This is a genomic window from Aliidiomarina taiwanensis (genome assembly GCF_003987015.1).
GTDB lineage: Bacteria > Pseudomonadota > Gammaproteobacteria > Enterobacterales > Alteromonadaceae > Aliidiomarina > Aliidiomarina taiwanensis.
In genome coordinates this window covers 1-23,582 of the sequence record NZ_PIPQ01000005.1, presented here as the reverse complement: position 1 = coordinate 23,582, position 23,582 = coordinate 1, and the positions used below count along the sequence as shown (strand labels likewise).

At 48.1% G+C, this 23,582-nt stretch carries 24 protein-coding genes and 1 riboswitch; of the genes, 17 read left to right on the top strand and 7 right to left on the bottom strand.

The features are described 5' to 3' along the window. Nucleotides 1–49 precede the first annotated feature (49 nt). The 5 genes from ubiD (at nt 50) to CWE15_RS08490 (ending at nt 6,009) form a co-directional block, all read left to right on the top strand. The gene (gene ubiD, locus CWE15_RS08510; protein ID WP_126757668.1) at nt 50–1,522 is read left to right on the top strand and encodes a 4-hydroxy-3-polyprenylbenzoate decarboxylase; all 1,473 of its coding nucleotides are present in this window, start codon (nt 50–52) and stop codon (nt 1,520–1,522) included. Further along, nucleotides 1,515–2,216 (top strand): NAD(P)H-flavin reductase, encoded by a 702-nt coding sequence (gene fre / locus CWE15_RS08505; RefSeq protein ID WP_126757667.1) that lies wholly within the window; start codon nt 1,515–1,517, stop codon nt 2,214–2,216. The genes ubiD and fre overlap by 8 nt, the downstream gene beginning before the upstream one ends. 68 nt (nt 2,217–2,284) lie before the next feature. Further along, a riboswitch (TPP riboswitch) is annotated at nt 2,285–2,386 on the top strand. Between the two features lie 58 nt (nt 2,387–2,444). Next, entirely contained in the window at nt 2,445–4,562 is a 2,118-nt protein-coding gene (locus tag CWE15_RS08500; RefSeq protein WP_126757666.1) for a TonB-dependent receptor, read from the top strand. Between the two features lie 13 nt (nt 4,563–4,575). Then, nucleotides 4,576–5,142 (top strand): nicotinamide riboside transporter PnuC, encoded by a 567-nt coding sequence (gene pnuC / locus CWE15_RS08495; RefSeq protein WP_157980739.1) that lies wholly within the window; start codon nt 4,576–4,578, stop codon nt 5,140–5,142. A gap of 15 nt (nt 5,143–5,157) precedes the next feature. After that, entirely contained in the window at nt 5,158–6,009 is an 852-nt protein-coding gene (locus CWE15_RS08490; protein WP_126757664.1) for a phosphotransferase, read from the top strand. Here CWE15_RS08490 and CWE15_RS08485 read toward each other — a convergent pair. The 5 genes from CWE15_RS08485 to CWE15_RS08465 form a co-directional block, all read right to left on the bottom strand. Continuing rightward, complete coding sequence (locus tag CWE15_RS08485; RefSeq protein ID WP_126757663.1) at nt 6,001–6,804, bottom strand: flagellin; 804 nt, start codon at nt 6,802–6,804, stop codon at nt 6,001–6,003. The genes CWE15_RS08490 and CWE15_RS08485 overlap by 9 nt on opposite strands. 63 nt (nt 6,805–6,867) lie before the next feature. Further along, a complete protein-coding gene (gene trhO / locus CWE15_RS08480) occupies nt 6,868–7,800 on the bottom strand; it encodes an oxygen-dependent tRNA uridine(34) hydroxylase TrhO (protein WP_126757662.1) in 933 nt (310 codons plus the stop codon). Nucleotides 7,801–7,928: 128 nt separating this feature from the next. Next, the gene (locus CWE15_RS08475) at nt 7,929–8,402 is read right to left on the bottom strand and encodes a Dps family protein (RefSeq protein WP_126757661.1); all 474 of its coding nucleotides are present in this window, start codon (nt 8,400–8,402) and stop codon (nt 7,929–7,931) included. 114 nt (nt 8,403–8,516) lie between these two features. Continuing rightward, the gene (locus tag CWE15_RS08470) at nt 8,517–10,337 is read right to left on the bottom strand and encodes an ExeM/NucH family extracellular endonuclease (RefSeq protein ID WP_126757660.1); all 1,821 of its coding nucleotides are present in this window, start codon (nt 10,335–10,337) and stop codon (nt 8,517–8,519) included. 52 nt (nt 10,338–10,389) lie between these two features. Further along, entirely contained in the window at nt 10,390–11,577 is a 1,188-nt protein-coding gene (locus CWE15_RS08465; RefSeq protein ID WP_126757659.1) for a chorismate mutase, read from the bottom strand. A 191-nt stretch (nt 11,578–11,768) separates the two neighbouring features. Here CWE15_RS08465 and udk point away from each other — a divergent pair, with 191 nt between their 5' ends. From udk to CWE15_RS08450, 3 genes are all read left to right on the top strand, one after another. Further along, complete coding sequence (udk, locus tag CWE15_RS08460; RefSeq protein ID WP_126757658.1) at nt 11,769–12,401, top strand: uridine kinase; 633 nt, start codon at nt 11,769–11,771, stop codon at nt 12,399–12,401. Between the two features lie 30 nt (nt 12,402–12,431). After that, nucleotides 12,432–13,643: a NupC/NupG family nucleoside CNT transporter gene (locus CWE15_RS08455; protein WP_126757657.1), complete on the top strand. Its 1,212-nt coding sequence runs from the start codon at nt 12,432–12,434 to the stop codon at nt 13,641–13,643. A gap of 106 nt (nt 13,644–13,749) precedes the next feature. Continuing rightward, complete coding sequence (locus tag CWE15_RS08450) at nt 13,750–14,421, top strand: MlaC/ttg2D family ABC transporter substrate-binding protein (RefSeq protein WP_126757656.1); 672 nt, start codon at nt 13,750–13,752, stop codon at nt 14,419–14,421. Nucleotides 14,422–14,425: 4 nt separating this feature from the next. Here the strand turns inward: CWE15_RS08450 and CWE15_RS08445 are convergent, their stop codons facing one another. Next, nucleotides 14,426–15,391: a hypothetical protein gene (locus tag CWE15_RS08445; RefSeq protein WP_126757655.1), complete on the bottom strand. Its 966-nt coding sequence runs from the start codon at nt 15,389–15,391 to the stop codon at nt 14,426–14,428. 177 nt (nt 15,392–15,568) lie between these two features. Here CWE15_RS08445 and gorA point away from each other — a divergent pair, with 177 nt between their 5' ends. The 7 genes from gorA (at nt 15,569) to CWE15_RS08410 (ending at nt 20,831) form a co-directional block, all read left to right on the top strand. Beyond that, entirely contained in the window at nt 15,569–16,930 is a 1,362-nt protein-coding gene (gene gorA, locus CWE15_RS08440; protein ID WP_126757654.1) for a glutathione-disulfide reductase, read from the top strand. A 204-nt stretch (nt 16,931–17,134) separates the two neighbouring features. Beyond that, complete coding sequence (locus CWE15_RS08435; RefSeq protein WP_126757653.1) at nt 17,135–17,875, top strand: RNA polymerase sigma factor; 741 nt, start codon at nt 17,135–17,137, stop codon at nt 17,873–17,875. Nucleotides 17,876–17,926: 51 nt separating this feature from the next. After that, a complete protein-coding gene (locus CWE15_RS08430; RefSeq protein ID WP_126757652.1) occupies nt 17,927–18,265 on the top strand; it encodes a hypothetical protein in 339 nt (112 codons plus the stop codon). A gap of 4 nt (nt 18,266–18,269) precedes the next feature. After that, nucleotides 18,270–18,692 carry a DUF2231 domain-containing protein gene (locus tag CWE15_RS08425; protein ID WP_126757651.1) on the top strand — a complete coding sequence of 141 codons (423 nt, stop codon included), beginning with the start codon at nt 18,270–18,272 and terminating at the stop codon, nt 18,690–18,692. 5 nt (nt 18,693–18,697) lie between these two features. After that, nucleotides 18,698–18,970, top strand: a complete 273-nt coding sequence (locus tag CWE15_RS08420) for a hypothetical protein (protein ID WP_126757650.1) — start codon at nt 18,698–18,700, stop codon at nt 18,968–18,970. 74 nt (nt 18,971–19,044) lie between these two features. Then, nucleotides 19,045–19,503: a YehS family protein gene (locus CWE15_RS08415; RefSeq protein ID WP_126757649.1), complete on the top strand. Its 459-nt coding sequence runs from the start codon at nt 19,045–19,047 to the stop codon at nt 19,501–19,503. A 50-nt stretch (nt 19,504–19,553) separates the two neighbouring features. Beyond that, nucleotides 19,554–20,831 (top strand): DUF2254 domain-containing protein, encoded by a 1,278-nt coding sequence (locus tag CWE15_RS08410; protein WP_126757648.1) that lies wholly within the window; start codon nt 19,554–19,556, stop codon nt 20,829–20,831. 1 nt (nt 20,832) lies between these two features. Here the strand turns inward: CWE15_RS08410 and arfB are convergent, their stop codons facing one another. Continuing rightward, nucleotides 20,833–21,246: an alternative ribosome rescue aminoacyl-tRNA hydrolase ArfB gene (arfB, locus tag CWE15_RS08405; protein ID WP_126757647.1), complete on the bottom strand. Its 414-nt coding sequence runs from the start codon at nt 21,244–21,246 to the stop codon at nt 20,833–20,835. Nucleotides 21,247–21,333: 87 nt separating this feature from the next. Here arfB and CWE15_RS08400 point away from each other — a divergent pair, with 87 nt between their 5' ends. Beyond that, complete coding sequence (locus CWE15_RS08400; RefSeq protein ID WP_126757646.1) at nt 21,334–21,552, top strand: hypothetical protein; 219 nt, start codon at nt 21,334–21,336, stop codon at nt 21,550–21,552. A 45-nt stretch (nt 21,553–21,597) separates the two neighbouring features. After that, on the top strand, nt 21,598–23,019 hold the full coding sequence (locus CWE15_RS08395; protein WP_126757645.1) for an L-serine ammonia-lyase: 1,422 nt from the start codon (nt 21,598–21,600) through the stop codon (nt 23,017–23,019). Nucleotides 23,020–23,582: the final 563 nt, after the last annotated feature.

Here is a 23,582-nt window from a genome sequence, read left to right as displayed (position 1 = left end):
CTGAATAAGCTATAATGCCACCACTACTTATTAGCGGTGGCATTTTTTTATGAAGTACCGAGATTTACGCGATTTTATTCACTTGCTTGAAGAGCGTGGTGAGTTAAAGCGCATTCAGCATGAAATAGACCCTTACTTAGAAATGACAGAAATAGCCGACCGCACCTTAAAGGCGGGCGGCCCTGCATTGCTGTTCGAAAATCCTAAAGGGCATGCTACACCTGTGTTAGCCAACCTGTTTGGCACCCCAGAAAGGGTTGCGCTGGGCATGGGGCAAACCGATGTGGCGGCTTTACGGGGTGTTGGTGAACTATTAGCTTACTTAAAAGAGCCCGAGCCCCCCAGCGGTATGAAAGACGCTTTTAGCAAACTTCCCTTATTGAAAAAAGTGTTGAGCATGTCGCCGAAGGTACTAAAGAAGGCGCCTTGCCAAGAAGTGGTGATTGAAGGCGACGATGTAGATTTAACGAAAATACCTATTCAAACCTGCTGGCCGGGTGATGTGGCTCCCTTAGTGACTTGGGGTTTAACCATTACTCGTGGACCTTTAAAAAAGCGCCAAAATCTTGGAATTTACCGGCAGCAGCTACTGGGTAAAAACAAACTCATTATGCGCTGGCTAAGCCATCGAGGCGGGGCGTTGGACTTCCGCGAGTTTTGTAAGCAAAACCCCGGCGAGAAGTTTCCTGTGTCGGTGGCCCTTGGAGCAGATCCAGCCACCATTCTTGGGGCTGTGACCCCCGTGCCAGACACTTTGTCGGAATATGCCTTTGCTGGTTTATTGCGCGACAGTAAAACCGAAGTCGTGAAATGCCTTTCAAATGACTTGCAAGTTCCTGCCCATGCGGAGTTTGTACTTGAAGGCTATTTAGACCCGGAGGAAACAGCGGAAGAAGGGCCCTATGGGGACCACACGGGGTACTACAACGAAGTAGACACTTTCCCAGTGTTTACCGTGACAAAAATAACCCACAGGAAAGATCCTATTTATCACAGCACCTATACAGGGCGTCCGCCAGACGAGCCTGCTATTCTTGGGGTGGCGCTGAACGAAGTATTTGTGCCTATTTTGCAAAAGCAGTTTCCAGAAATAGTCGACTTTTACTTGCCGCCTGAGGGCTGTTCGTACCGCATGGCGGTTGTCACCATGAAGAAGAGCTATCCAGGGCATGCTAAGCGAGTGATGATGGGGGTTTGGTCTTTCCTGCGGCAGTTTATGTACACCAAGTTTATTATTGTCTGTGACGACGATGTAAACGCCCGCAGTTGGGAAGACGTCATATGGGCCATGACAACCCGTATGGACCCAGCCCGTGACACTACCTTCGTTGAAAATACGCCGATTGACTACCTAGACTTTGCTTCTCCTGTTTCGGGTTTAGGTTCGAAAATGGGAATGGATGCAACGAACAAGTGGCCCGGGGAAACTGACCGTGAATGGGGCGTACCCATTGTAATGAGTGAGCACGTAAAAACGCGTGTTGACGAAATTTGGAATGAATTAGGAATATTGAATGAATAAGGCAACGCTGACGTGCCAAGTGAGCTTAATAGAGCCCTTAACCCCTTATGTATATAAGGTGCAACTTACGCCTGAGCAGCCGGTAACCTTCACGGCTGGCCAGTATATTATGGTGGTCATGGGGGAGGACGACTTGCGTGCTTTCTCCATCGCTTCATCGCCGTCTCAGGGGCACATGATTGAATTGCATATTGGGGCAACACCTGAAAACCCATATGCTTGGGAAGTGATGCAGTTACTGCAAAATAACTCGCAGATAGACATTAGCGTGCCCGCTGGCGACGCTGGGCTGAAAGAAAGTGAGCGACCACTTATTTTGGTGGCCGGTGGTACGGGCTTTTCTTACGCTTGGTCGATTGTGTTGGCGCATTTAGAGTCGAACTCGCAGCGTGAATTACATTTATATTGGGGCGGCAAGTCACTACCAGACCTGTACAAGCATGAGAGCTTAACGGAACTGGCTGCGACAGACTTTCGATTCCATTACCACCCAGTGCTCGAGCAAACCCCAGCGAACTGGCGTGGGCACCAAGGCTATGTGCATAAAGCGGTGTTAACAGACCACCCAAACTTGGCTGGCTTTGACGTGTACATTGCAGGGCGCTTTGAAATGGTCCGGGTAGCACGAGATGACTTTTACCAGCACGGGCTGCCCGCCGAGCAATTAAATGGCGATGCACTGGCATATTTGTAGCCTAGGAAATACGTAACTAGCGGTTGTGGCGGGTTTTCGATATACTCCGCCGCGACATTCACATGATGTCATTACCAAAGGGGTGCCGAAAGGCTGAGATGCACAAGCTGTGCGAACTCTTTGTACCTGATCCGGTTAATACTGGCGTAGGGATTGGTAACCATAGAACCAATACGACGGATAATAACCGGGTCTCATCTTTTTAAACCTTTAAAAGAAGAGATCCAAATGAATAAATTGACACCTCTTGCAATTTTGGTTGCAACAACCCTTTCTTTAAGTCTACCAGTCGCAGCGTTTGCTGAAGCAGAAGAAGAACAGACCCAGCCAATTGAACGCATTGTCGTGCATGGGCATTTTCGCGCACAAGGGATAGAAGACGTACCTGCCAGTGTCAGTGTGCTGCAACAAGAAGATATTCAGCAACGTAATGCAGAACACCTAGAGCACGCCTTAGCCATGGCGCCTAACGTTAACTTAGCCTCTGGTGCTTCTCGTGGACGTTTCTTCCAAATTCGTGGTGTGGGCGAGCGCAGCCAATTTGTGGACCCAATTAACCCTTCGGTGGGGTTGGTTATTGATGGTATTAACTACAGTTCCTTAGGCGCGGCGGGCACGTTGTTCGACATAAGCCAAGTAGAAGTGTTTCGTGGGCCGCAAACCACACGTTTTGGTGCTGACGGCATGGCGGGTGTTATTTACTTAGGTAGCACCCCAGTGGGTGATGACAGAAACGGAATGGCTGAGCTTTCTGTGGCGAATTACAATTCCTATGGGGCCGGTGTTGCAGCTTCCCATCGATTTAGCCATGACATGGCAGCCCGCGTGAGCTTATACCAATACGCAAGTGACGGTTTTATTAAAAACACGTTTCTTGGCCGCGACGACACGCAAAGCCAAAATGAATTGACCATACGCATGAATGGCGAATGGCATATTAATGACAATTGGCATGCAGACCTGACTTACCATAGGTTTGATATTGATAACGGCTATGACGCTTGGTCACTTGACCGAGACAGAACAACCTTGTCGGACACGCCTGGACGGGACACCCTAGACAGCCACGCAGCCCGCGCTCAATTAACCTTCCATGGGGCCACACATTATACGGCTGAAATGAGTCTGTCGGGCTTAACGGCGGACTCTATTTATGACTTTGACGAAGACTGGGCTTATGAAGGGATACGCCCTGGCTGGGAATATAATTCCTTTGACCAGTACCTGCGTGACCGCAGCCAGTGGGAAGCAGAGTTCCGACTTCTGTCCAAAACACCCTGGATGCTTTTGGGGAATTCAACCGACTGGATAGTGGGTGCTTATTGGCAGCAACGTGAACAAGACCTTACGCGTAACTACACTTACTTAAGTGCTCCGTTTACAAGCCGTTATGACACGAAGAACCAGGCTTTCTATGGTGAGCTTGGGCAACGGGTGAGCGAGCGGTTAAAAGTAACGGCTGGGCTACGCTATGAACAATATAAAAACGACTATGTAGACAGCCGGACTATTACGGCCAAGCCTAACAAAGGGGCCTGGGGCGGGCGTGCGAGTGTAGAGTACACATTGCCTACTACGGGTGTTGTCTTTACCAGTGTGGCTCACGGCTTTAAAGCGGGTGGCGTTAACGGTGAAGCATTGGGCCGCATGGAAGACGAAAAGCTGGACCAGTTCCGTGACTTTTTAGAGTCAAAAGCTGTCTTTGCACCAGAAACCTTAACCACGTATGAGCTAGGCTATCGCACCTACTTGCCGGCCCACAGCTTACGCTTTGAAGCGACGGCGTTTTATAGCTGGCGTGACGATATGCAAGTGAATGCCTACGTGGAACAAGACGCGGTGTTCGTGACCTACTTAGACAACGCTTCTTCGGGGCGTAATTGGGGCCTTGAAGCAAGTGTTGACTATATACCAAGCGACCAACTTCGCGTGTTTGCAAGTGTAGGCTGGTTGGGGTCTGAATACCGTAATTTAGAGCTAGAAGATGGCACAAACTTGACAGGACGAGAGCAAGCACATGCTCCAAACTACCAAGTACATACCGGCATTGAGTGGCATTTTGCGCCTGCTTTTAACCTGCGCGTGGAAGTGGATGCAAAAGACGCCTTCTATTTCTCGAATAGTCATGACGAGCGTGCAGCAGCGCACGAATTAGTTCATGCCCGCTTGAACTACATGTGGAATGACTGGGAGCTGAGCTTGTATGTGCGAAATCTGTTTGATGAAGACTACGCCACACGCGGTTTCTTCTTCGGTAACGATCCGCGCGACGAGTACACCGCTAAAAACTATGTTCAGTACGGAGAGCCACGCCGTATTGGTTTTTCTGCACGCGTACGCTTTTAAGAAGGGGTAAATTGTGCAGGCATTGTTTACATTAGAAACAGTGGCCGTGTTGCTAGCACTCGCTTATGTGGTGCTAGCCATTCGCCAGAACCCGTGGTGTTGGCTGGCATCAGCCCTTGCTGCGGGTATTTACATGGTGTTGTTTTTTGAAGGGCGGCTTTTTATGGAGTCGCTCCTTCAATTGTTTTATATGGGTATGGCCGGCTATGGGCTGTGGGCATGGCGCTATGGGAGCACTGCAACATCAGGCCTGCCTGTCACTCAGCGAAGGCTAGCTTGGCATGGCCTAACTATATCCTTCATACTGGTTGTTACGGTGGCTATAGCCTTTTTATTGCACAGGTTTACCGCTGCCGAAGCCGTCTTTATTGACACGCTTACCACAGTCGCAAGCTTAGTGACCACCTGGATGGTTGCTCGAAAAATAGCAGAAAATTGGCTGTATTGGGTTGTGATTGACGCCATATACGTTTATCTTTTCGCTACGAAAGGATATTTCCTAACTGCTATTCTATATACGCTGTTCTTAGGTATGGCAGCCTATGGTTATTTTTCGTGGCGCAAGCAATCCATTAATTAGAGGTCGATAAAGAGCATGCAAGGATTCCCATGGTGGTGTTTAGAACACTTAGGTGAAGACGCAAAATGGGCCGTTGAAGATATAGGTGCTCATTTATCGAACCGAACCTGGTTAGTAACAGAAAAAAAATCGTGTGCGATGCGAGCTGCTGCACAAAAGTACTTGGTGAAGCAGTTACAACATGGTGAAGAGTTTGCACGCAGTAATAAAGCGGTTATTACCCTAGAGCGGTATATTGCCGAGAAGGGCTTAGGGCCTCGCGTTGTGTTTGTGTCGGAAGACCATAGTGTCATTATTTATGAGCATATAGAACAACCACTTGCCATTGCTTTAGAAAGCCAAACAGCCCGCGTAGAAAAGCTTGCTGAAGCCTTAGCGCGCATTCATCAGTTAACCCCGGAAACCAATCGCATAGGTGTTCGCCAGCAACTTGAGCAGTATTGTCATGCGCTTGCCTATTACAACGAGCAAGAAGCAGAACGCTTGCGTGAGGACATTGCTTCATACCATGACTTGTTTGCTCAGTGTGAGCAGCAACCACAGGTGTTTTGTCATAACGACTTGTCTATGGACCATGTATTCTTAACGCCGGACTTAAAAATTATTGACTGGGAATATGCAGGATATAGTCATCCAGGTATGGACCTTGCCATGACTGTGGTGATGAACGACTTATACGACGAAGAAATAGCTTGCTTGTTAGACAGCTATAATGAGCGTGCAGAGCACAGGGTATTACGGGAAGAGTTACCCGACTGGATACGCGTGGTAGCACTGATAAACCGCGTATGGTTCAAACTTCAAGAGGCTGTTACCCAAGAGGCAACAGCCGATGAAGAAAACCCGGTGGACGAGCTATTAGCTTAGGATAGACAGAGCCAGTTCTGTTTGGGCGTTTGCTTGAGCTGACATAGCAACAGCAGAGTTCTGTAATATTTGGTTTTGAATATTACGTGCAGTGCCCATGGCATAGTCGAGGTCTTGCATGCGAGAGCGCGACGCTTGGGTTGCAATGTCAGTTTGTGTCAGATTACGTGCAGATGCTTCAAAGGCATTCTGCTGAGCTCCATATTCGGCCCGCTGCGTGTTCAGCATATCATTCATAGAGTCGAGCGAGTCCATGAGGCTGCTGGTTGCGTTTGGGTCGGTGAGATCAAGCGTGCTGAGGCTGTCTAAGCCTTGCTGGCGCATATCACGTAGCTCAATGCTTAACGAAGTGTCCCCCGTATTGCCTAATTGAAAGGTGCGCGAGTCGTTCTGACTTAAAAGTGGCACCCCTGCAAACTCAGTACGGTCAACGGTTTGGTATATATTTTCAGTTAATTGAGCGGCTTCTTGCTGCAAAGCTTCGCGGTCTGCATCGGTAAGGGCGCCATTCCCCGCTTGCACCGTGAGCTCGCGAATGCGGTTCACGTCGTCTTGTATATTGGCTAAGCCACCTTCGGCTACGCCCAACATAGAAATACCGTCGTAGGCGTTACCCAACGAGCGCTGGTATGCTTGGCTTTCTGCTGTGAGCCGTTCAATAATTTGCATAGCCGCAGCGTCGTCATGGGCACTTTCTACCCGTTTGCCTGAGGCTAAATGACGCAGGCTATCGGTTTGTTCCTGTTGTATTTGTTGCAACAGGCTTAATGGTTTTGCTGAACTATCAATTTTCATGCGAACACCCCCTACAGTGTTAATCGCTCTGATACACAGTATAGGCAGAAACGCCTAAAGTGTTCAAACTTTAGGCGTGCTTTCTAAGCGACCGTCGTGAATATGCTCTTCACCACGGGCTTTGGCTAACTGTATTTGACGCTCACGCTCGGCAAAGCGCTCTTTTTGGCTGGCTGTGGTTTTGTTGTAGCAGTGCGGGCAGCTTACGCCTTTTTGGTAATGCTCCGAGGCTTTTTCTTCCTCAGTGATAGGCATGCGGCAGGCGTAACACTGGTCGTAGGTGCCTTGCTCGAGTCCGTGTTTAACGGTCACGCGCTGATCAAATACAAAGCACTCGCCACGCCATAGGCTTTCTTCTTCAGGCACTTCTTCTAAGTACTTTAGTATTCCGCCTTCTAAATGGTATACGTCGTCGAAGCCTAGCCCTTTTAAATAAGCTGTAGACTTCTCGCAGCGAATACCGCCGGTACAGAACATGGCAACCTTTTTATGCTTTTTAGTATCTAAATGCTGTTCAACATATTCAGGGAACTCACGAAAGGAAACGGTTTTCGGGTCCACAGCGCCTTCAAAGGTGCCTACGGCTACTTCGTAGTCGTTACGCGTGTCAATAAGCAGTACGTCTGGGTCTTGAATAAGCTGGTTCCATTCAGTTGCTGGAACATAAGTACCCACACTGTTTTTCGGGTCTACCCAGTCTACGCCGAGTGTCACTATCTCTTTTTTTAGCTTCACTTTCGTGCGGTAAAAGGCTTGGGTGTCGCTGTCCGACTCTTTGTGCTCAATGTCGGCAAAGCGGGGGTCGCTTCTTAAATGCTGGAGCACAGCGTCTATGCCTTCACGGGTACCGCAAATGGTGCCATTGATCCCTTCACGCGCAAGTAGCAAAGTGCCTTTGACTTCGTGCTTCACCATCACGTCGTAAAGGGGTTGTTGAAGTTCTTCGTAGTTATTTAGCTCAATAAACTTGTACAGAGCTGCGCATATATATGCCATGTGTGTACCTTTTTCTGCTGCCTGAAACGTAAATTCAGTGCGGTTAAATTCGGCAGGATTATACAGACTAATAGGGCGAGAAACAAAAAAGCCAGAGCAAAGCCCTGGCTTTTTTACGGAAGAGACAATTAACCTAAGTAGGCTGTAAGCATCCACGCGGTTTTTTCTTGCTCAGAAATATAGTCGCTCATGAGCGCCTCTGTACCTTCGTCGCCAGCATCGGCAGCGGCTTCGAGCAGTTCACGCTGTATGCGAATAAGTACTTGGTAGCCATTCAGTAGCTCGGTGACACACTGGCGGCCGTCGGTTAGGTTGGCGACTTCTTTAATTTCGCTCAGCTCTAAATAAGCACTGTAGGTATGCAGAGGCGTTTGACCTAAGGTTTGTACGCGCTCGGCAATTTCGTCAATTTTGGTTAGTAGGTCGTTGTAGGTTTCTTCAAACTTGTCGTGTAACTCAAAGAAGCTTTCACCGCGAATATTCCAGTGAAACCCGCGCACGTTCATATATAAGGTTTGGTAGTTCGCTAGCAGGCTATTTAGCTTTGCTGAAAGACGTTCTGCACTTGCTTTGTCTAATCCAATGACGTTTAGCTGTTTCATAATGGTCCTCTTTGTGTTTCAAGTGAATATGTAACCATCCTAACAGGTTCATTTGCATGAACAAGGGGTTCATGTGAATAGCGCTAATCGGAAATACCGATTAGCGCACTGGCCTTATTCAGGCAATAACGCGCTGTTTATTTCGATGATCACAGGGTCATGGTCTGAACTGCGATACGGTGTCGGCGCGTACCAATCTTGCTGTTGTTCTGGGGTTTTATGGGACAAGCCATATTCAAAGGCAACGGGCTCGTCGGCATTAATGTGCCAAAAGTCGAGGCCTGTCACTGCGTCATACACACTGCTATGCACCAGAATATGGTCTAGGCTGCCCATTTCACCACGGAAAACATAGCTATACCCTTCAGGTTGCAGTCGATTTGCTACGTTTCTATACCCGTTACGACGCAACTCCATTAATGGATCTTCCATGGCGTAGGCATTGAAGTCGCCGAGCACAATATAGTTTCGATGTGCTCGGCCTGTAGGGAAGGTACGTAGCCAATTGGCTAAAGCAGTAGCTGACTCAGTACGTAACTGATTCCAGCAGCCCTGACCGTCGTTGCGATTCCGGTTGGGGTTTTGCATGTCGCGCGGGCAACTGCCTTTCGACTTAAAGTGATTAGCGACAAGCGTAAATTCGGCGCCCGTGCTCCGGCTTTTAAAGCTTTGCGCTAAAGGTGGCCGACTGCCCATATCAAACGGGGGAGTGTCAATAAATGCCGCTTGACCTATTTCGTCGAGTTTGTCAGCCCGATAAATAATAGCTTGGGTGATCACGTCGCCGCCAACCTTTTCGCTGTCCACACGCACGTAGTCGTAAAGCACGCCCTGTGGTGCGGCTGCTTGCATGCCACGCGTTAAATCGGCCACGGCACTTTCACTGGTGTAGCCATTGTTGGCCATTTCCATCAGTCCATATACGTCTGCGTTTATAGCAACCAAGGCTTGAATAATGCGGTCCCGCTGACGCACGAATTCCGCTTCGGTTTTGGCGCCGCGAGGCGTTGGGAAACCGCCGCTGGTTGCGTCGCCGTTGAAGTAATTAAGCACATTAAATGCTGCAATACGTATATCGCCTGTTTGAGGTAATTCCACTTGTGCAGGGCGAGGGTTTGTGGCTTCAAAGCGCGGCTGGCTGACGGGGTGGATATGGTAGGCGTCGCCTATTTTTACCAGCACTCCTTCAATGTCGTACACGGTGTCGCCAGAGCGTACTGGATTGTCAATGTGCAGCCCGGGAGTTGGGTAGGGTACCTGATCAGGGTTTTCTTGGTCTGAACCGTCGTCGAGTACTATTCTTCGGCGAAGGTTGTCACTGGCTAAGTCGCGTGCGCCTGGGCCAGGCAGGCTAATTTGAGTGGGTACCCAAAGCCGCTCGGTGGCGAGGTCTAATGTGCCAAAACGGGCAAGTTGATAGTGGCCAACAACCGTCATGGGTTGAGCAAGGCGGACGCGTTGGTGAAGGAGTGCGTCAAGTTGCGCCACATATTCAAAGGGTAATGCTAATGTCTGGGTACTAACCGTTTCGTTGCGACTACAGCGTGTGAACGAAGTGACATTATGCAGGGCAACACCCCCGCTGTAATCTGTTTTCTCGCCTTCAATGCGGACCCGGTCGCCTTCGCGAACTTGCGACGCTGTACTGCTGTAATGAATGAACATGGCTGCGGGCGTTGCTGAAGTGGCCATGTGGGCAGGAGACTGAATAAAAAAACCACCTAACTGGCTTGGCTCTTGGAAGCTAGCGCTGACCACACCTTCGACAATGTAGTGGCCTGGGGCTTGTTGCCCAAGCGCTGCAATATCAGTTGCGGGTGCTCCACAGCGTTCGGCTATAGGTAGCGGGGTCGTGTCGGTTGAGGGGGTGCTATTACATGCGCTCAGTATAGTGAATAAGCAGAGCGCCAACAGTGCACGGTAAAAGCTAAGCATGAACAAGGCCTTTTTGTTTTCAAAAATGAGGTAAATTATTGCAAACTATAGTCTAAAACGCATTGGTTTGCTCGCTGTTTTGCACCGAGTCAGCAAGGGGTTGAGGCGCGTTTGTAGCTTTAATTCGCTCGTCAGGGTAACAACCCAATACTTTAATGAAGCGCGTCATAGCGGCCAGCTCTTTTTCTGCACTGAGCCATTCTGGCGCGTGGTTATTAACTAATACGTCCACATAGAAAAGCTCTTCCCACGGATTGCCAGGCATGGGTCGCGACTCAAGCTTCGTCATGCTTATGCCATGGGAACGTAGCACCATTAAAGCGTCTACAAGTGAACCTGCCTGATTGTGTGTTGCCATAATCAGACTGGTTTTTGCAGGTAGCTGGTTAGGGACCCTTAAAGGGTCTCGGCTGACCACAATAAAGCGCGTATGGTTTTCTGCCTGGTTCGCCATGTTATGAGCAAGTGCCACAAGCTCGTATAGGGCACCGCCACTTTGAGGACCTATCGCTGCTGAATGCGGGTTGTTGTCTTCCGCAACCTGGCGCATAGCATGAGCAGAAGATGCTTCTGGAACTAGGGTGACGTTGTTGAGTCGGCTCAGAAAGCTAGAGCATTGGGTAAGGGCTTGGGGGTGAGCATAAATGACGTGGATGTCGTCTAAGGCAGTGCCAGGCTTAACGAGTAAGTGGTGGTCTACCACTAAATACGATTCGCCAATGATATGCAGGTGAGTATGCCGCAGTAAGTCATAAACATCGTTAATGGAGCCCGAGGACGTGTTCTCTATGGGCAAAACACCCAAGGTTGTACGACCGTCTTCAACGGCAGATATAACCGCTTGGAAGGTGTCGCAAGTATAACCTTCGAAGGTGCAATTACGGCGGTGTGCATAACTTTGAGCCGTTAAGTGGGAGTAGGAGCCAGGCATACCTAGGTGTGCAATGGCGAGAGTTCCCTGTTCGTTGCCTTGCTGAAGCCAAGCGTGCTGCGTTAACACAGAGTCTTCAATAATAATTTGGTACAGGCGGGTTAAATATGCAGGGTCTAGGCCCATGTCTTGCCCCATTTCCATGAGGCGAATAAGCAGTTCCGCTTCACGTCCTGTGTCACGGACCGTGCCACCACGACTGGCTTTGTCTTTGGCAACATCGAGGGCTAATGCGCGGCGCTTTGCTAAGCATTGCAGCAGCTCTTTATCGAGAGACTCAATTTGTTCACGTAATACAGCTAAATCCACGTTGATTCCTTTTGGCGCTAGGTCTTTAGCGTTAAGAATGCACCGGCCTAATTTGAATGGCAAGCTCCGTTTTATGCCGTGTTTATGCTGCTTTCCTCGCCAATGCGCTTTTAACTGTTTATATATTTCGTAAAATTAGCGATAATGCAGCGCTATTCTACTGTATTCATTCTGTGCTAGAAGGGTTCTTCGTGGGAAACACAACCGTAATTGCTATTGCCGGACCGTCGGCGTCTGGAAAAAGTCTTTTTGCTTCAACAGTATACCAAGAGTTGGTAGCCGAGTTGGGTGGTGAGCGTATTTCGGTCTTGTCGGAGGACGCGTACTATCGCGATCAGAGTCATTTAGCCATTGATCAGCGCGTGTTGACAAACTACGACCACCCAAGTGCGTTTGAACATGAATTATTAGTAGAACACTTAAAAAAGCTGCGTGCAGGTGAAACCGTTCACATGCCGCAATACAGCTACCGTGAACACACACGGGTTGAAGAAACAATTGAAGTAACTCCAGCCCGGGTTATTTTAGTAGAAGGTATTTTGCTGTTGAACGACCCGGCACTTCGAGAGCAGTTTGATATTTCGGTATTCATGGACACCCCCTTGGATATTTGCCTATTGCGTCGAATTAACCGTGACATTGAAGAGCGTGGCCGTAGCTTGACCTCTATTACAGAGCAATACGAAAACTACGTGCGCCCAGCGTTCTTTAACTTTATCTCGCCTTCCAAAAACTATGCCGACCTTGTGGTTACGCGCGGTGGACAAAATGAAATTGCCATCGATATTATTAAAACTAAAATTCGCCAATTGCTTGCCGAATAAGAACTTTAACTAAACAGTAGGATACTTTTTATGATTGGCCTCTTAGGTATGTTGTTTTTACTAGGCGTTGCGTACGGGTTTTCCAGCAATCGCTCGAAAATAAACTGGCGTACCGTAGGTGGTGCTTTTGCCTTACAGGTCGGGTTGGCTGCCTTTGTTTTGTACTTACCGTTTGGACAAGACGTATTAGCAAATATGTCGAATGGTGTGGCGTCTGTCATAGGGTACGCAAATGCCGGTTTTGAGTTCTTATTCGGAGAAATTGGCGCTTATTCGCAAGGCTTTATTTTTGCCATTCATGTGCTTGGCGTCATTATATTCTTCTCGTCACTTATTGCTGTGCTGTATCACATTGGCGTGATGTCTTGGGTTATTAAAATTATTGGTGGTGGCCTCCAGAAACTGCTCGGCACAAGCAAGCCTGAGTCTATGTCAGCTGCGGCGAATATCTTTGTAGGACAAACAGAAGCACCATTAATTGTTCGCCCCTTTATACCGACCATGACGCGTTCCGAGTTGTTTGCAGTGATGGTGGGCGGCCTGAGTTCTGTATCGGGCTCCGTGCTGGCAGGCTATGCGGGTATTGGGGTAGAGCTAAAGTACCTTCTAGCCGCTTGTTTTATGGCGGCACCCGGTGCCTTGCTGATGGCCAAAATACTCATGCCAGAAGTAGAAAAGCCTGTAACCGATTTAGGTCAAATGCCACAACCAGAGCGGCGCGCGAACGTTATTGACGCAGCAGCCTCGGGTGCTTCGAGTGGTTTGGAGTTAGCCCTAAACGTGGGAGCTATGTTATTGGCTTTTGTTGCGTTAATAGCCCTTGTGAATGGAATTCTAGGCTGGGCGGGCGGCTTTGTTGGCTACGACACCTTAACCTTACAAGCCATTTTCGGTGTAGTGTTTAAACCGTTTGCTTGGCTGCTTGGAGTGCCATGGGAAGATGCAGGCCTAGCGGGTAGCTTTATTGGCCAAAAGTTGGCCATTAATGAGTTTGTAGCCTACCTGGACTTCGTTAACTACAAAGACGGCATGGACCCACGTTCACAAGTTATTGTGACCTTCATGTTGTGTGGTTTTGCAAATATTTCGTCAATAGCCATACTGCTTGGCGGCCTAGGTGGCATGGCGCCAAACCGACGCAAGGACATTGCACAGTTGGGCGTGAAGGCCTTACTGGCAGCGACATTGGCTAACTTTATGAGTGCGTCTATTGCGGGTATATTCTTCACATTATCTGGTTAAATCGAACGATACAATCGAATTTATGCACTAGACGCCCGTGCGGAACTCAACCAAAATGCCCTATAGAGCAACTCTATAGGGCGTTTTTTTACGGAGACTATGAATAATGAAATTCACACGACGATTGACGGTGTTTTTTGTTGCACTTATCAGCCTTTTTACCTTACATGTGCAGGCACAAGAGGTTCAGAACCCTTACGTGATGCTGGAAGAAATAGCAGACACCATGGTGGCACGCATTGGCAATGAGCGCGCCCAAATTGAAGCTAACCCAAACTACTTGCGTACCATTATGGAAGAAGAGCTGCTACCGCATTCGGACTACCAGTTTGCAGCGCGTATGGTATTGGGGCGTAATTGGCAACGTTTGAATGACACACAAAAAGAGCAATTTGTGCAAGCGTTTCGTGACTACCTGGTAACGACGTATGCGCGGGTTTTCACTCAATACGACGAGGCGAAGCATACACTTGAGTTTGGCCGTGAAGAGCCTTACCAAAATGAACGCCGAGTAGTGGTGCGTGCACAACTCATAGAAGCAGGCGGACGCCCACCTGTGCGACTGGACTTCCACTTACAGCGTCGCACACCTACTTCACCTTGGTTAGCCTTTGACTTAGTAGCTGAAGGCATCAGTATGCTGAATGCGCAGCAGTCAGAAATGCAGGCGTCGTTACGTCAGCGCGGTATAGATGGCACCATTAAGTTGCTGCAAGACAGAGCAAAGGTTGACATAGACCTGAACGAAGAAGTGAGCTTAGACGACTTTAAAAACTAGCAGGTTAGTCTCCGTACCACATGGCAAACTCTACGCCAAACATCCAGCTAGGTTCCCGGGCCTCGTGAAGCTCCTCACGGGGCCAGTGGAAGCCACCCCAAAGCTCTAAGAATAACCAGTCACGAAGCCATTCTTGACGGTGAATAAAACGAATGCCGACATCGTGAATTGCAACATCATGTTCGGTTTCACCAAATATATACACCTCACTGGCGATGGCCTTTTCTTTGGCATATAAGTGGTAAATAGCGGTTCTATGGTGCCAGCGCACGCCTTCGGTACGCTCAGCATAGGTTAAGTCGAGGCTGGTGCGGGCTAACCAAGTTTGTCGCATGCTGGCTTCCCAGTCGACTCGCTCATTGATACCGAAGCCGTCACTGTCTCGCCAAAATAAACTGGTTCGTAGCCGGAGTTGAGAAAAATTGGAAACCCGCCGCTGCCACAAGTGTCTAGCTTGCGTATAGAGGTCGGCCTTTAGGCCGCCACGAATACCGGCGCTAAAATAAAGCCGGTCGGTTTCGCCATAGTTTGGATTAAAGCCTAAGCCAATAATCCATTCTTCGTCATGGGCACCAGGGTCTATCACTGAGCCTCGGTAACTTGTTTGGCGGTCATTCACAATGTCGTCAAAATTACCGCGACCTATAATGGCAGAAAAACGTTGTTTGGCTTGTGGTAGGCGAAATTGAGCACGGAAGCTCGAGTCGACCTTCCAGCCTTCATAGCCGCTCCATTTAGGGGTTATGGTGAGCCGGCCTTGGGCGTCGTAATCCTCGTTGCTAGTGGTGCCGTCGCCGAAAAACCGGTCGAACCAGCGAGCCGTGTTGTCGACGGTGCTTTCAACGCCACCTTGGAGGCTGTCGATCCACTCTTTCTTTTGTTCTGGATCAGGTTCGCTGGCAGTCACCGTTGGCTGCCAAGCGCAACAGGCAAAAAAAAGTAAAGCCGAGTATGGACGGAAATAAAGCACCCTCAAGGTTCCTTTCGTTAAATCCTGCAGAGCTATAACTGAGGTTAAGTACATGTTAAAAAAATAGCAACGAAATTATGGTGAGAACTAAGTAAAGAGGGTAATAAAACTAGGTTTGCAGCGCTAGCCTTTGAATGCGATCATAGCTGCATAGTATCTGATTATATGAGAGAGAATATGACACAAAGACATTTTGATTATTTGAGTATTGGTGCAGGAAGCGGCGGTATTGCTTCAGCAAACCGTGCAGCCATGCGTGGGGCAAAAGCCGCAGTGATTGAAGCAAAGGTCGTGGGCGGTACCTGTGTAAACGTAGGCTGCGTACCAAAAAAAGTCATGTGGTTTGGTGCTCACATAGCAGAAGCTATTAAATATTCCGAAGCCTATGGTTTTAATGTAGAGCAAAAACCTTTTGACTGGGGCCGTTTAGTGCAAAGTCGTGAAGCTTACATTGAACGTATTCATGGTGGTTACCACAGAGGCTTTGAAAGTAACCAAGTGGAGTTTATTGAGGGCTTCGCCAAGTTTGTGGGGCCTAACACAGTAGAAGTTAATGGTGAGCAGATTACAGCGGACCACATTACCATTGCAGTGGGTGGGCGTCCGACGATACCGAATGTCCCAGGAGCGGAATATGGTATTGACTCGGATGGTTTTTTTGCCCTCACAGAACAGCCTAAAAAAGCTGTGGTAGTTGGTGCTGGCTATATTGCGGTGGAATTAGCACAAGTGTTAGGTGCACTGGGTACCGACTCGCACCTATTGGTGCGCCGCGATCGTCCCCTCCGCTCTTTTGAGCCAGCGATTATTGATCAGTTGCTCGAGCGTATGAAGCAAGACGCGACCGTCACTTTACATACCCAGTCGGAGGTGGCAAAAGTTGAAAAGCAAGCCGACGGTACATTGCACGTGCATACGGTGAGCAATGAAGTGATTACAGACGTTGACTGCTTGGTGTGGGCAATTGGTCGGGAGCCTGCCACTGACGCGATTAACTTGGAAGCAGCTGGCGTAGAGGCTGACGAGTGGGGCTATATTCGCACGGACAAATACCAAAACACTAACGTGAAGGGTATTTATGCTGTGGGTGATATTACGGGTGAAGCAGAGTTAACACCTGTGGCCATAAAAGCAGGTCGCCAATTAGCCGAGCGCTTATTTAATAAAGACCTACCCGACGCGCATATGGATTACAGCTTAATTCCAACCATCGTTTTTAGTCACCCGCCCATTGGTACTGTAGGTCTTACAGAGCAAGAAGCGATTGAAAAGTATGGTGAAGCAGAAGTGAAAGTGTATAACTCAAGCTTCGCGGCCATGTATAACGCCGTCACACCGCACCGGGCACTCAGCACGTTCAAACTGGTTTGTGCCGGCAGCGACGAGAAAGTTGTAGGCATGCACGGTATTGGCGAAGGCATGGATGAAATACTGCAAGGTTTTGCCGTAGCCATAAAAATGGGAGCCACCAAGGCGCAATTTGACGAAACCGTTGCCTTGCACCCAACCAGCGCAGAAGAGTTTGTCACCATGCGCTAATAGGCGTTCGAACTCATGAGCTTGAGCCCACTGCCGCCTGGTGGTGGGCTACAAGCGTGAGACTTTGTTAAGCGAGCCCCCCTCCTCATTGCAGAGCCTAGGTTCCTTGCCATACTAGATTTAACAGTAGCTATATTGCACCCGTCGGGAACAAGTTTCTTCCTGGTGGCATCTATGAGGTTAAAGCAGCAAGGGAGCAAGTGTATGGCGAACCAGTCGATTACCACCAAGCGCATAGCCGGCGTGTCTGAATACGGGCGATTGTCAGACATGCAGCTGGCACATTGTATTCTTGCTGAAGACCTTATGGCTTTTGAATTTTTAATGCGCTGCTACAACCAAAGGCTGTACCGTACAGCTCGGAGTATTCTACAAAGTGAACAAGAAGCAGAAGAAGCCGTGCAGGATGCTTATATAAAAGCCTACGGGGCTCTATCGAGCTTTCGTGCAGAGGCACAGCTGGCAACTTGGCTTACGCGAATTGTTGTGAACGAGGCCTATATGCGCCTGCGGAAACAACAGCGCCGTACAAGAATTGCAACCGAATCTCATCTAGAAGCCATTCATACTGCCGAACCTGCCGACATGCAGGAGACCTTTGCTATGTATACAACGCCTACTGAGACCCCTGAGCAAGCAGCTCATGCGGCACAAATGCGTCGGCTCATTGAAGAAAATATTGATAAGTTGCCGGATGACTTTCGCAGCGTGTTCGTGTTGCGTGCGCTAGAAGACTTGTCTGTAACTGAAACATCCGACTGTTTAGGCATACCAGAAGCGACAGTGCGGACACGTTATTTTCGAGCAAAGAACTTACTTCGTGCAGCTTTAGCCCGCGAGTTTGATAGTCATTGGAGTGATGCGTTTGGGTTTGCAGGCGAGCGTTGCCATCGTATCGTTGGAGCGGTTCTAAAAAGGGTGCGGCAAGATAAACATCAGAAATAAGTGAGTGTACGAATTAGCAAGTGTTAGCTCAATGAAACTGGGAGAAGACCAATGATTCACTATATATTGATTGTGTTCGGTGTCGCTGCCCTAGGCGGCTTAATATTAGCGGCCAGTGTGTTACGTGACAAACTAGCTCCTTGGGTACTGTCGGTAGTGCACGCGCTGCTTGGAGCAACAGGCTTGGTATTGCTTGTTATCATGCTGGTGCAGGGCTCTGCCCCCCGCCAAGTATTGGTAGGCTTTGTGCTCTTGTTGTTAGCTGCCCTAGGAGGCTTCTTATTGGCTTCTTTTCATTTAAAAAAGAAGCTGCCTCCGAAATTCTTAGTGTTTCTTCATGCAGCGGTCGCTGTCGCTGGCTTCTTCACTTTGTTGAGTTTGGTGCTCTAAGAACATGCGCCATCCACTCCATCCAGTGCTTGTGCACTTTCCTGTATCGTGCTGGTCACTGGCGGTCTTAACCGATATTGCCAACCTGTTCTTTGGTGAGCTTTCTTGGCGTTGGTCCAACCCCTTATTACTTGTAGGGTGTGGAACGGGCGTAGTGGCCATGCTTGCAGGTTTCATAGAGTTCATGCGGGTACCGGAAGGTGCGGCACTGCGCGATGCCTATTGGCACATGGGGCTAATGGCACTCGCCCTGGTGCTCTTTACATTACGTTTGCTGTTAGGTATTGAACAATTTCAGGTTCGAGCCCCCGAGCCTGTGCTATTGTTAATAAGTGGCGTCGGATTTTTGTGCTTATTGGTTGGAGGCTGGTTCGGTGGCCGCTTGGTATACCACCACGGCGTGGGACAGGACAACAAAACAAGGTAAGCCAAATGAATATTGAAAAGCTCACCATATCAAAACGCAGCACTTATACGGTACTTGCTATTACATGTATTGTGTTGCTTACTCCCTTTACGGCGATGTTTTTTACCCAGGAAGTGAACTGGGGCGTTTTAGACTTTGCTGTAGCGGGCGGTTTACTGTTTTTCTTTGGTTATGTGCACCAAGTGCTGACTGCAGGCTCGAAAAGCCTCGCAATGCATATTCTGATCAGTGGCGTGGTATTTGCCCTATTGCTCTTGGTATGGTCGCAACTCATTTAACTGTGCTGTGTTAGAATAGCCCACCCGGTAGTTTTGTTAATGGCTGGGTTCACTTCATAAAGAGAGACAGTGCATTGACTAATAATGATATTTTACGCCGACTGCGGTACGCCTTTGACTTTAAAGATGGCACCATGGTTGAAATCTTTGCTGCAGCAGACGTAGCAGTAAGCCAAGAGCAAGTTGTAGACTGGTTGCGGAAAGACGAAGACAAAGGATTTGTAACGTTAACAGATAAAGAGCTTGCGATATTTTTAAATGGCCTTATCAACTTTAAGCGTGGTAAGCGAGAAGGCACCCAGCCACAGCCAGAAGAACGCTTAACGCACAACATGGTGCTTCAAAAGTTGCGTATTGCTTTAAACCTAAAAGCAAATGAGATGCTAGATATCTTTGGTTTGGTTGACTTCAGAATAAGTAGCCATGAGCTGAGTGCATTTTTCCGTAAGCCTGGGCATAAAAATTATCGCGAGTGCAAGGATCAAATATTGCGCAACTTCTTACAAGGAGTGCAGCAAAAAGCTCGCCCATAAACAGATTTGTTGTTAAACCTAGTTGATACGAACTTCAATCAAGGACGTTGATGATGGCAACATTGATTTCATTTGAACGGCTCCGCTTTTTGTTTAATCGCTTGAAAGAGCGACTATGGGTCAGGCCTTTAGTTGTTTGTCTATTGTCAGTAAGTGCTGTGCTTTCAGCCAAGTTAGCAGATGGAACCCCGTTAGGCTCATATTTCCCAGAATTATCTATAGAGTCTGTGCAAGCATTACTGTCTATTATGTCTGCTAGCATGCTAGTGATAGCAACTTTTTCTGTGGGTTCAATGATATCGGCATACTCTTCTACCAGTAACACAGCGACTCCCCGTGCTTTTTCACTCGTACTCGCCGATGATGTTTCTAAAAACGCGCTATCTACGTTTGTAGGTTCATTTATTTTCAGTGTGGTTGCAATTACGGCCGTTAAAAACGCCTTCTATGGCAAAGCTAGTTTGTTTGTACTGTTTGTGCTGACGGTCGTTGTTTTTGCTATGGTCATTGTGACCTTTGTGCGCTGGGTCGACAGTATTGCCCGGTTAGGGCGTGTTGGCTCTACTATTGAAAAGGTTGATAATGCCGCTCTTGCGTCACTACTCCGCCGCCGTAATGCCCCTTTGTTGGGCGGTATTCCTATAACAGAAGAAGCACAACCTGGTAAAGAGGTGCATTGTTCTCGAATAGGCTATGTACAGCATATCGATATGGTTGCTTTGCAAGCGTGGGCAGAAGAGTTCGACGTGATAGTTGAAGTGGTGGCTTTGCCTGGCACCTTTACAGCACCGAACCAAGTATTAGCTTATGTGAGACAAGCCTCTCAGGATATTGCTGACAAAGACCTATCTCGATTAACCAAAGCGTTCCAAATTGGCGATGACAGACTCTTTGACGATGATCCAAGATTTGGTCTCGTTGTGCTATCAGAAATTGCCGGACGAGCGCTTTCACCAGGCATTAACGACCCGGGCACAGCCATTAAAATAATAGGCACCTTGATACGTTTAATTTCACAGTGGAATGAGCCTGCACCGGACAACTGCCACAAAAAAGTATTATACGACCGAGTTGCGGTACCCAGCCTTTCTGTACCAGACATGTTTGATGATGCATTTACCGTGATAGCTCGTGACGGAGCTGGTGTTGTTGAGGTGGCTGTTCGGCTACAGAAGGCGTTGTGTTCTTTGGCCTCACTTGGAGATGAAGATATTAGCAAGTCAGCAGAGTACCATGCTGGCTTAGCCTTAAAAAGAGCAAGGAAGTCACTTGATATTGAAGAAGATATTGCCCATGTTGAAAAAGCTGCAGAATTTTGGTGTCAATAAATTAAATATCAACCTTGCGCCGTAAAGCCTTTGTTTTTCCTCGTTGTGTTTTCTGGTCCGTCCGCTTTCGTCGCGCACTTCTGCTAGGTTTAGTAGGTGTGCGCGGTCTGTTCACGCGAGTTGCCTCAATAATAAACTGCTGTAAGCGCTCAATTGCATCGAGCCTGTTTTGTTCTTGGGTGCGGAGGCTTTGTGCTTTTATAACCAGCACGCCCTCTTTCGTTATGCGTTTGTCGTTGCTGGCAAGCAGCCGCTGCTTGAGCTCATCGTTTAAACTTGAGGCTGGAATATCAAAGCGCAGGTGTATTGCAGAAGACACCTTATTGACGTTTTGCCCACCAGCACCTTGTGCCCGGATAGCGCTAATTTCTATCTCGTTGTCGTGAAGGCTGATAGTATTGTTAATAATAATCATGATTTAAAGTCGCTCAGAATTTGAATTGTGCATCATAGAGCATAATGTGGCGTACGAACTGGGTAGGGCTAGTGTATAGGAGGAGGTATGACACGTCCAAAAGAGCATGGCATAGGGAGGTTTTCAGCATTGAAAACGTCCATAGCACTTGGTGACCTTGACTCTGTTGTTCGGTTGCTTGGCTCCGAGCCTTTATTAGACTTAGAGAAAAGCTATCTTTTAGACTTGGCAAAACTAAATAATAATGCCGAAATAATAAAAGTCCTTGAAGCCCTGCCTGTGAAAAAGAATGAAACACACAAGTAGCATACAAGAATACATACACTTTTGATGAAGGTGGTTGAAGTTAACATGACCAAACGATCGATAAGCGTTTTTGAAATTATAAAAGTAGGCATAGGGCCTTCGAGTTCACATACAATGGGCCCGTGGAAAGCGGCCGAGCTTTTTTTAGACCGTATCCGTGCAGAGCGTAGTTTGTCTGATGTGGCTGAGGTGTATGTTGAGTTTTTTGGTTCACTTGCAAAAACAGGTATAGGCCACGGCACGGATATAGCGGGCATGCTTGGGCTTTCCGGTGAAGACTTCGAGGTGATTGATACAACGCAAATTACCAATAAGGTTGAGGCGATTAAAAACAGCGAAATCCTTCGCTTAGGCGGGGAGGTGGAAGTGCCTTTTGTGTATGGGCATCACCTCGTGCTGAATATGAAGAAAAACCTCGACTTTCATCCGAATGGTATGATTTTCAAGGCTGTGTTTAAAGATGGTACTGAGTTAGAGCAAGACTACTACTCCATAGGGGGTGGCTTTGTGACCACCCAAGAAGCCACCTCGGTGGATGAAGTGGCCACCCGCACAAAATACCCGTGCCATTTAGCAGAAGACGTTGAACGCTATTGTGAAGAGCTAAATGTGTCCTTTTCAGAGCTGATTTATATCAATGAAGAAGCTTGGCGGAGTAAAGCAGAAACGCAAGCCCATGCCTTGCGCATTTGGGACAATATTAAGGACTGTATTTATAAAGGAGTTTCACAAGAGGGCGAGTTACCCGGCGGACTGCGCGTGGTACGCCGAGCGGCAGCTTTAAGTAGAAAGTTACTGGGTGGAAGAACCTTCGACAACCGGCACGACTGGTTTAATGCTGTGGTAGAAACAGAAGCTAGCTTTGACAACATAAATAAGTGGATTTCCTGCTTTGCCCTTGCGGTGAACGAAGAAAATGCCAGCTTCGGTCGCATTATTACAGCGCCTACCAATGGTGCAAGTGGCATTATTCCTGCGGTGCTCATGTATTCGCAAACCTTTACGGAATTTACCGGCGACGAAAACATTATTCGTTTTTTGCTGGTTGCGGGCGAAATTGGCACCTTGTTTAAAAAGAATGCCACCATCTCGGCGGCTATGGGAGGGTGCCAAGCAGAAACCGGCGTGTCCTCTGCCATGGCTGCTGCAGGCTTAACTGAAATTATGGGCGGCTCGACAGGCCAAGTATTAATGGCCGCAGAAATAGCCATGGAACACCACTTAGGCCTGACCTGTGACCCGGTTGGTGGCTTGGTGCAAATTCCTTGTATTGAGCGCAACTCGATGGGGGCTATTAAAGCGATTACCGCAGCCAATATTGCGATAGAAAGCGACCCAGCGAATGCCCGTGTTACTTTAGACGAAGTGATTCAAACCATGTGGGAAACGGCTCAAAGCATGAACGAGCGCTTTAAAGAAACCTCCGAAGGGGGCTTAGCCATCGCTGTAAATATTGCAGAGTGTTAAGTAATAACCATTAGCCCAGGCTAATTGATTGAAAATGCGATGAAAATGAAAAGCACGCCAGCAGACCGCCGGCGTGCTTTTTTTATTGTTCTTTGAATGCGGCAGAGCACGGAACCTTATTGACAACTGGGTAGTAAGTAATCAGGATGAAAGTGAAGGGTTTAAAAGTAGCCCACTGGCTAAGGTGACACGAATGTTTGAAGAGCTTCAAAATAAACAAATTAAAGTTTATATAAATTGTTCACAGTGGAACGAATATTACCTTACAGGTGACTTTCTAAAAGTAAAAGATAATTGGATGTATCTCGACCGGAAAGGTCGCACAGAAATAATATTAATAGAGTCAATAAAGAGGATAACTATTCTTAGTTAACTCCAAAAGGGATATTGAATGCCTGAATTCAGATAATAACCGCAACACTCATGTAATGGGATCGGTCGAAGGGAGGTCAGCTACCGACATGTGGTAGTCTTACTTTTCGACCAAAAAAAGTGAGTTCCAACATGAGTTATCGGCAGCTGACCGAGGGACAACGATACCAGATTTCGTTGCTTCTCTCAGA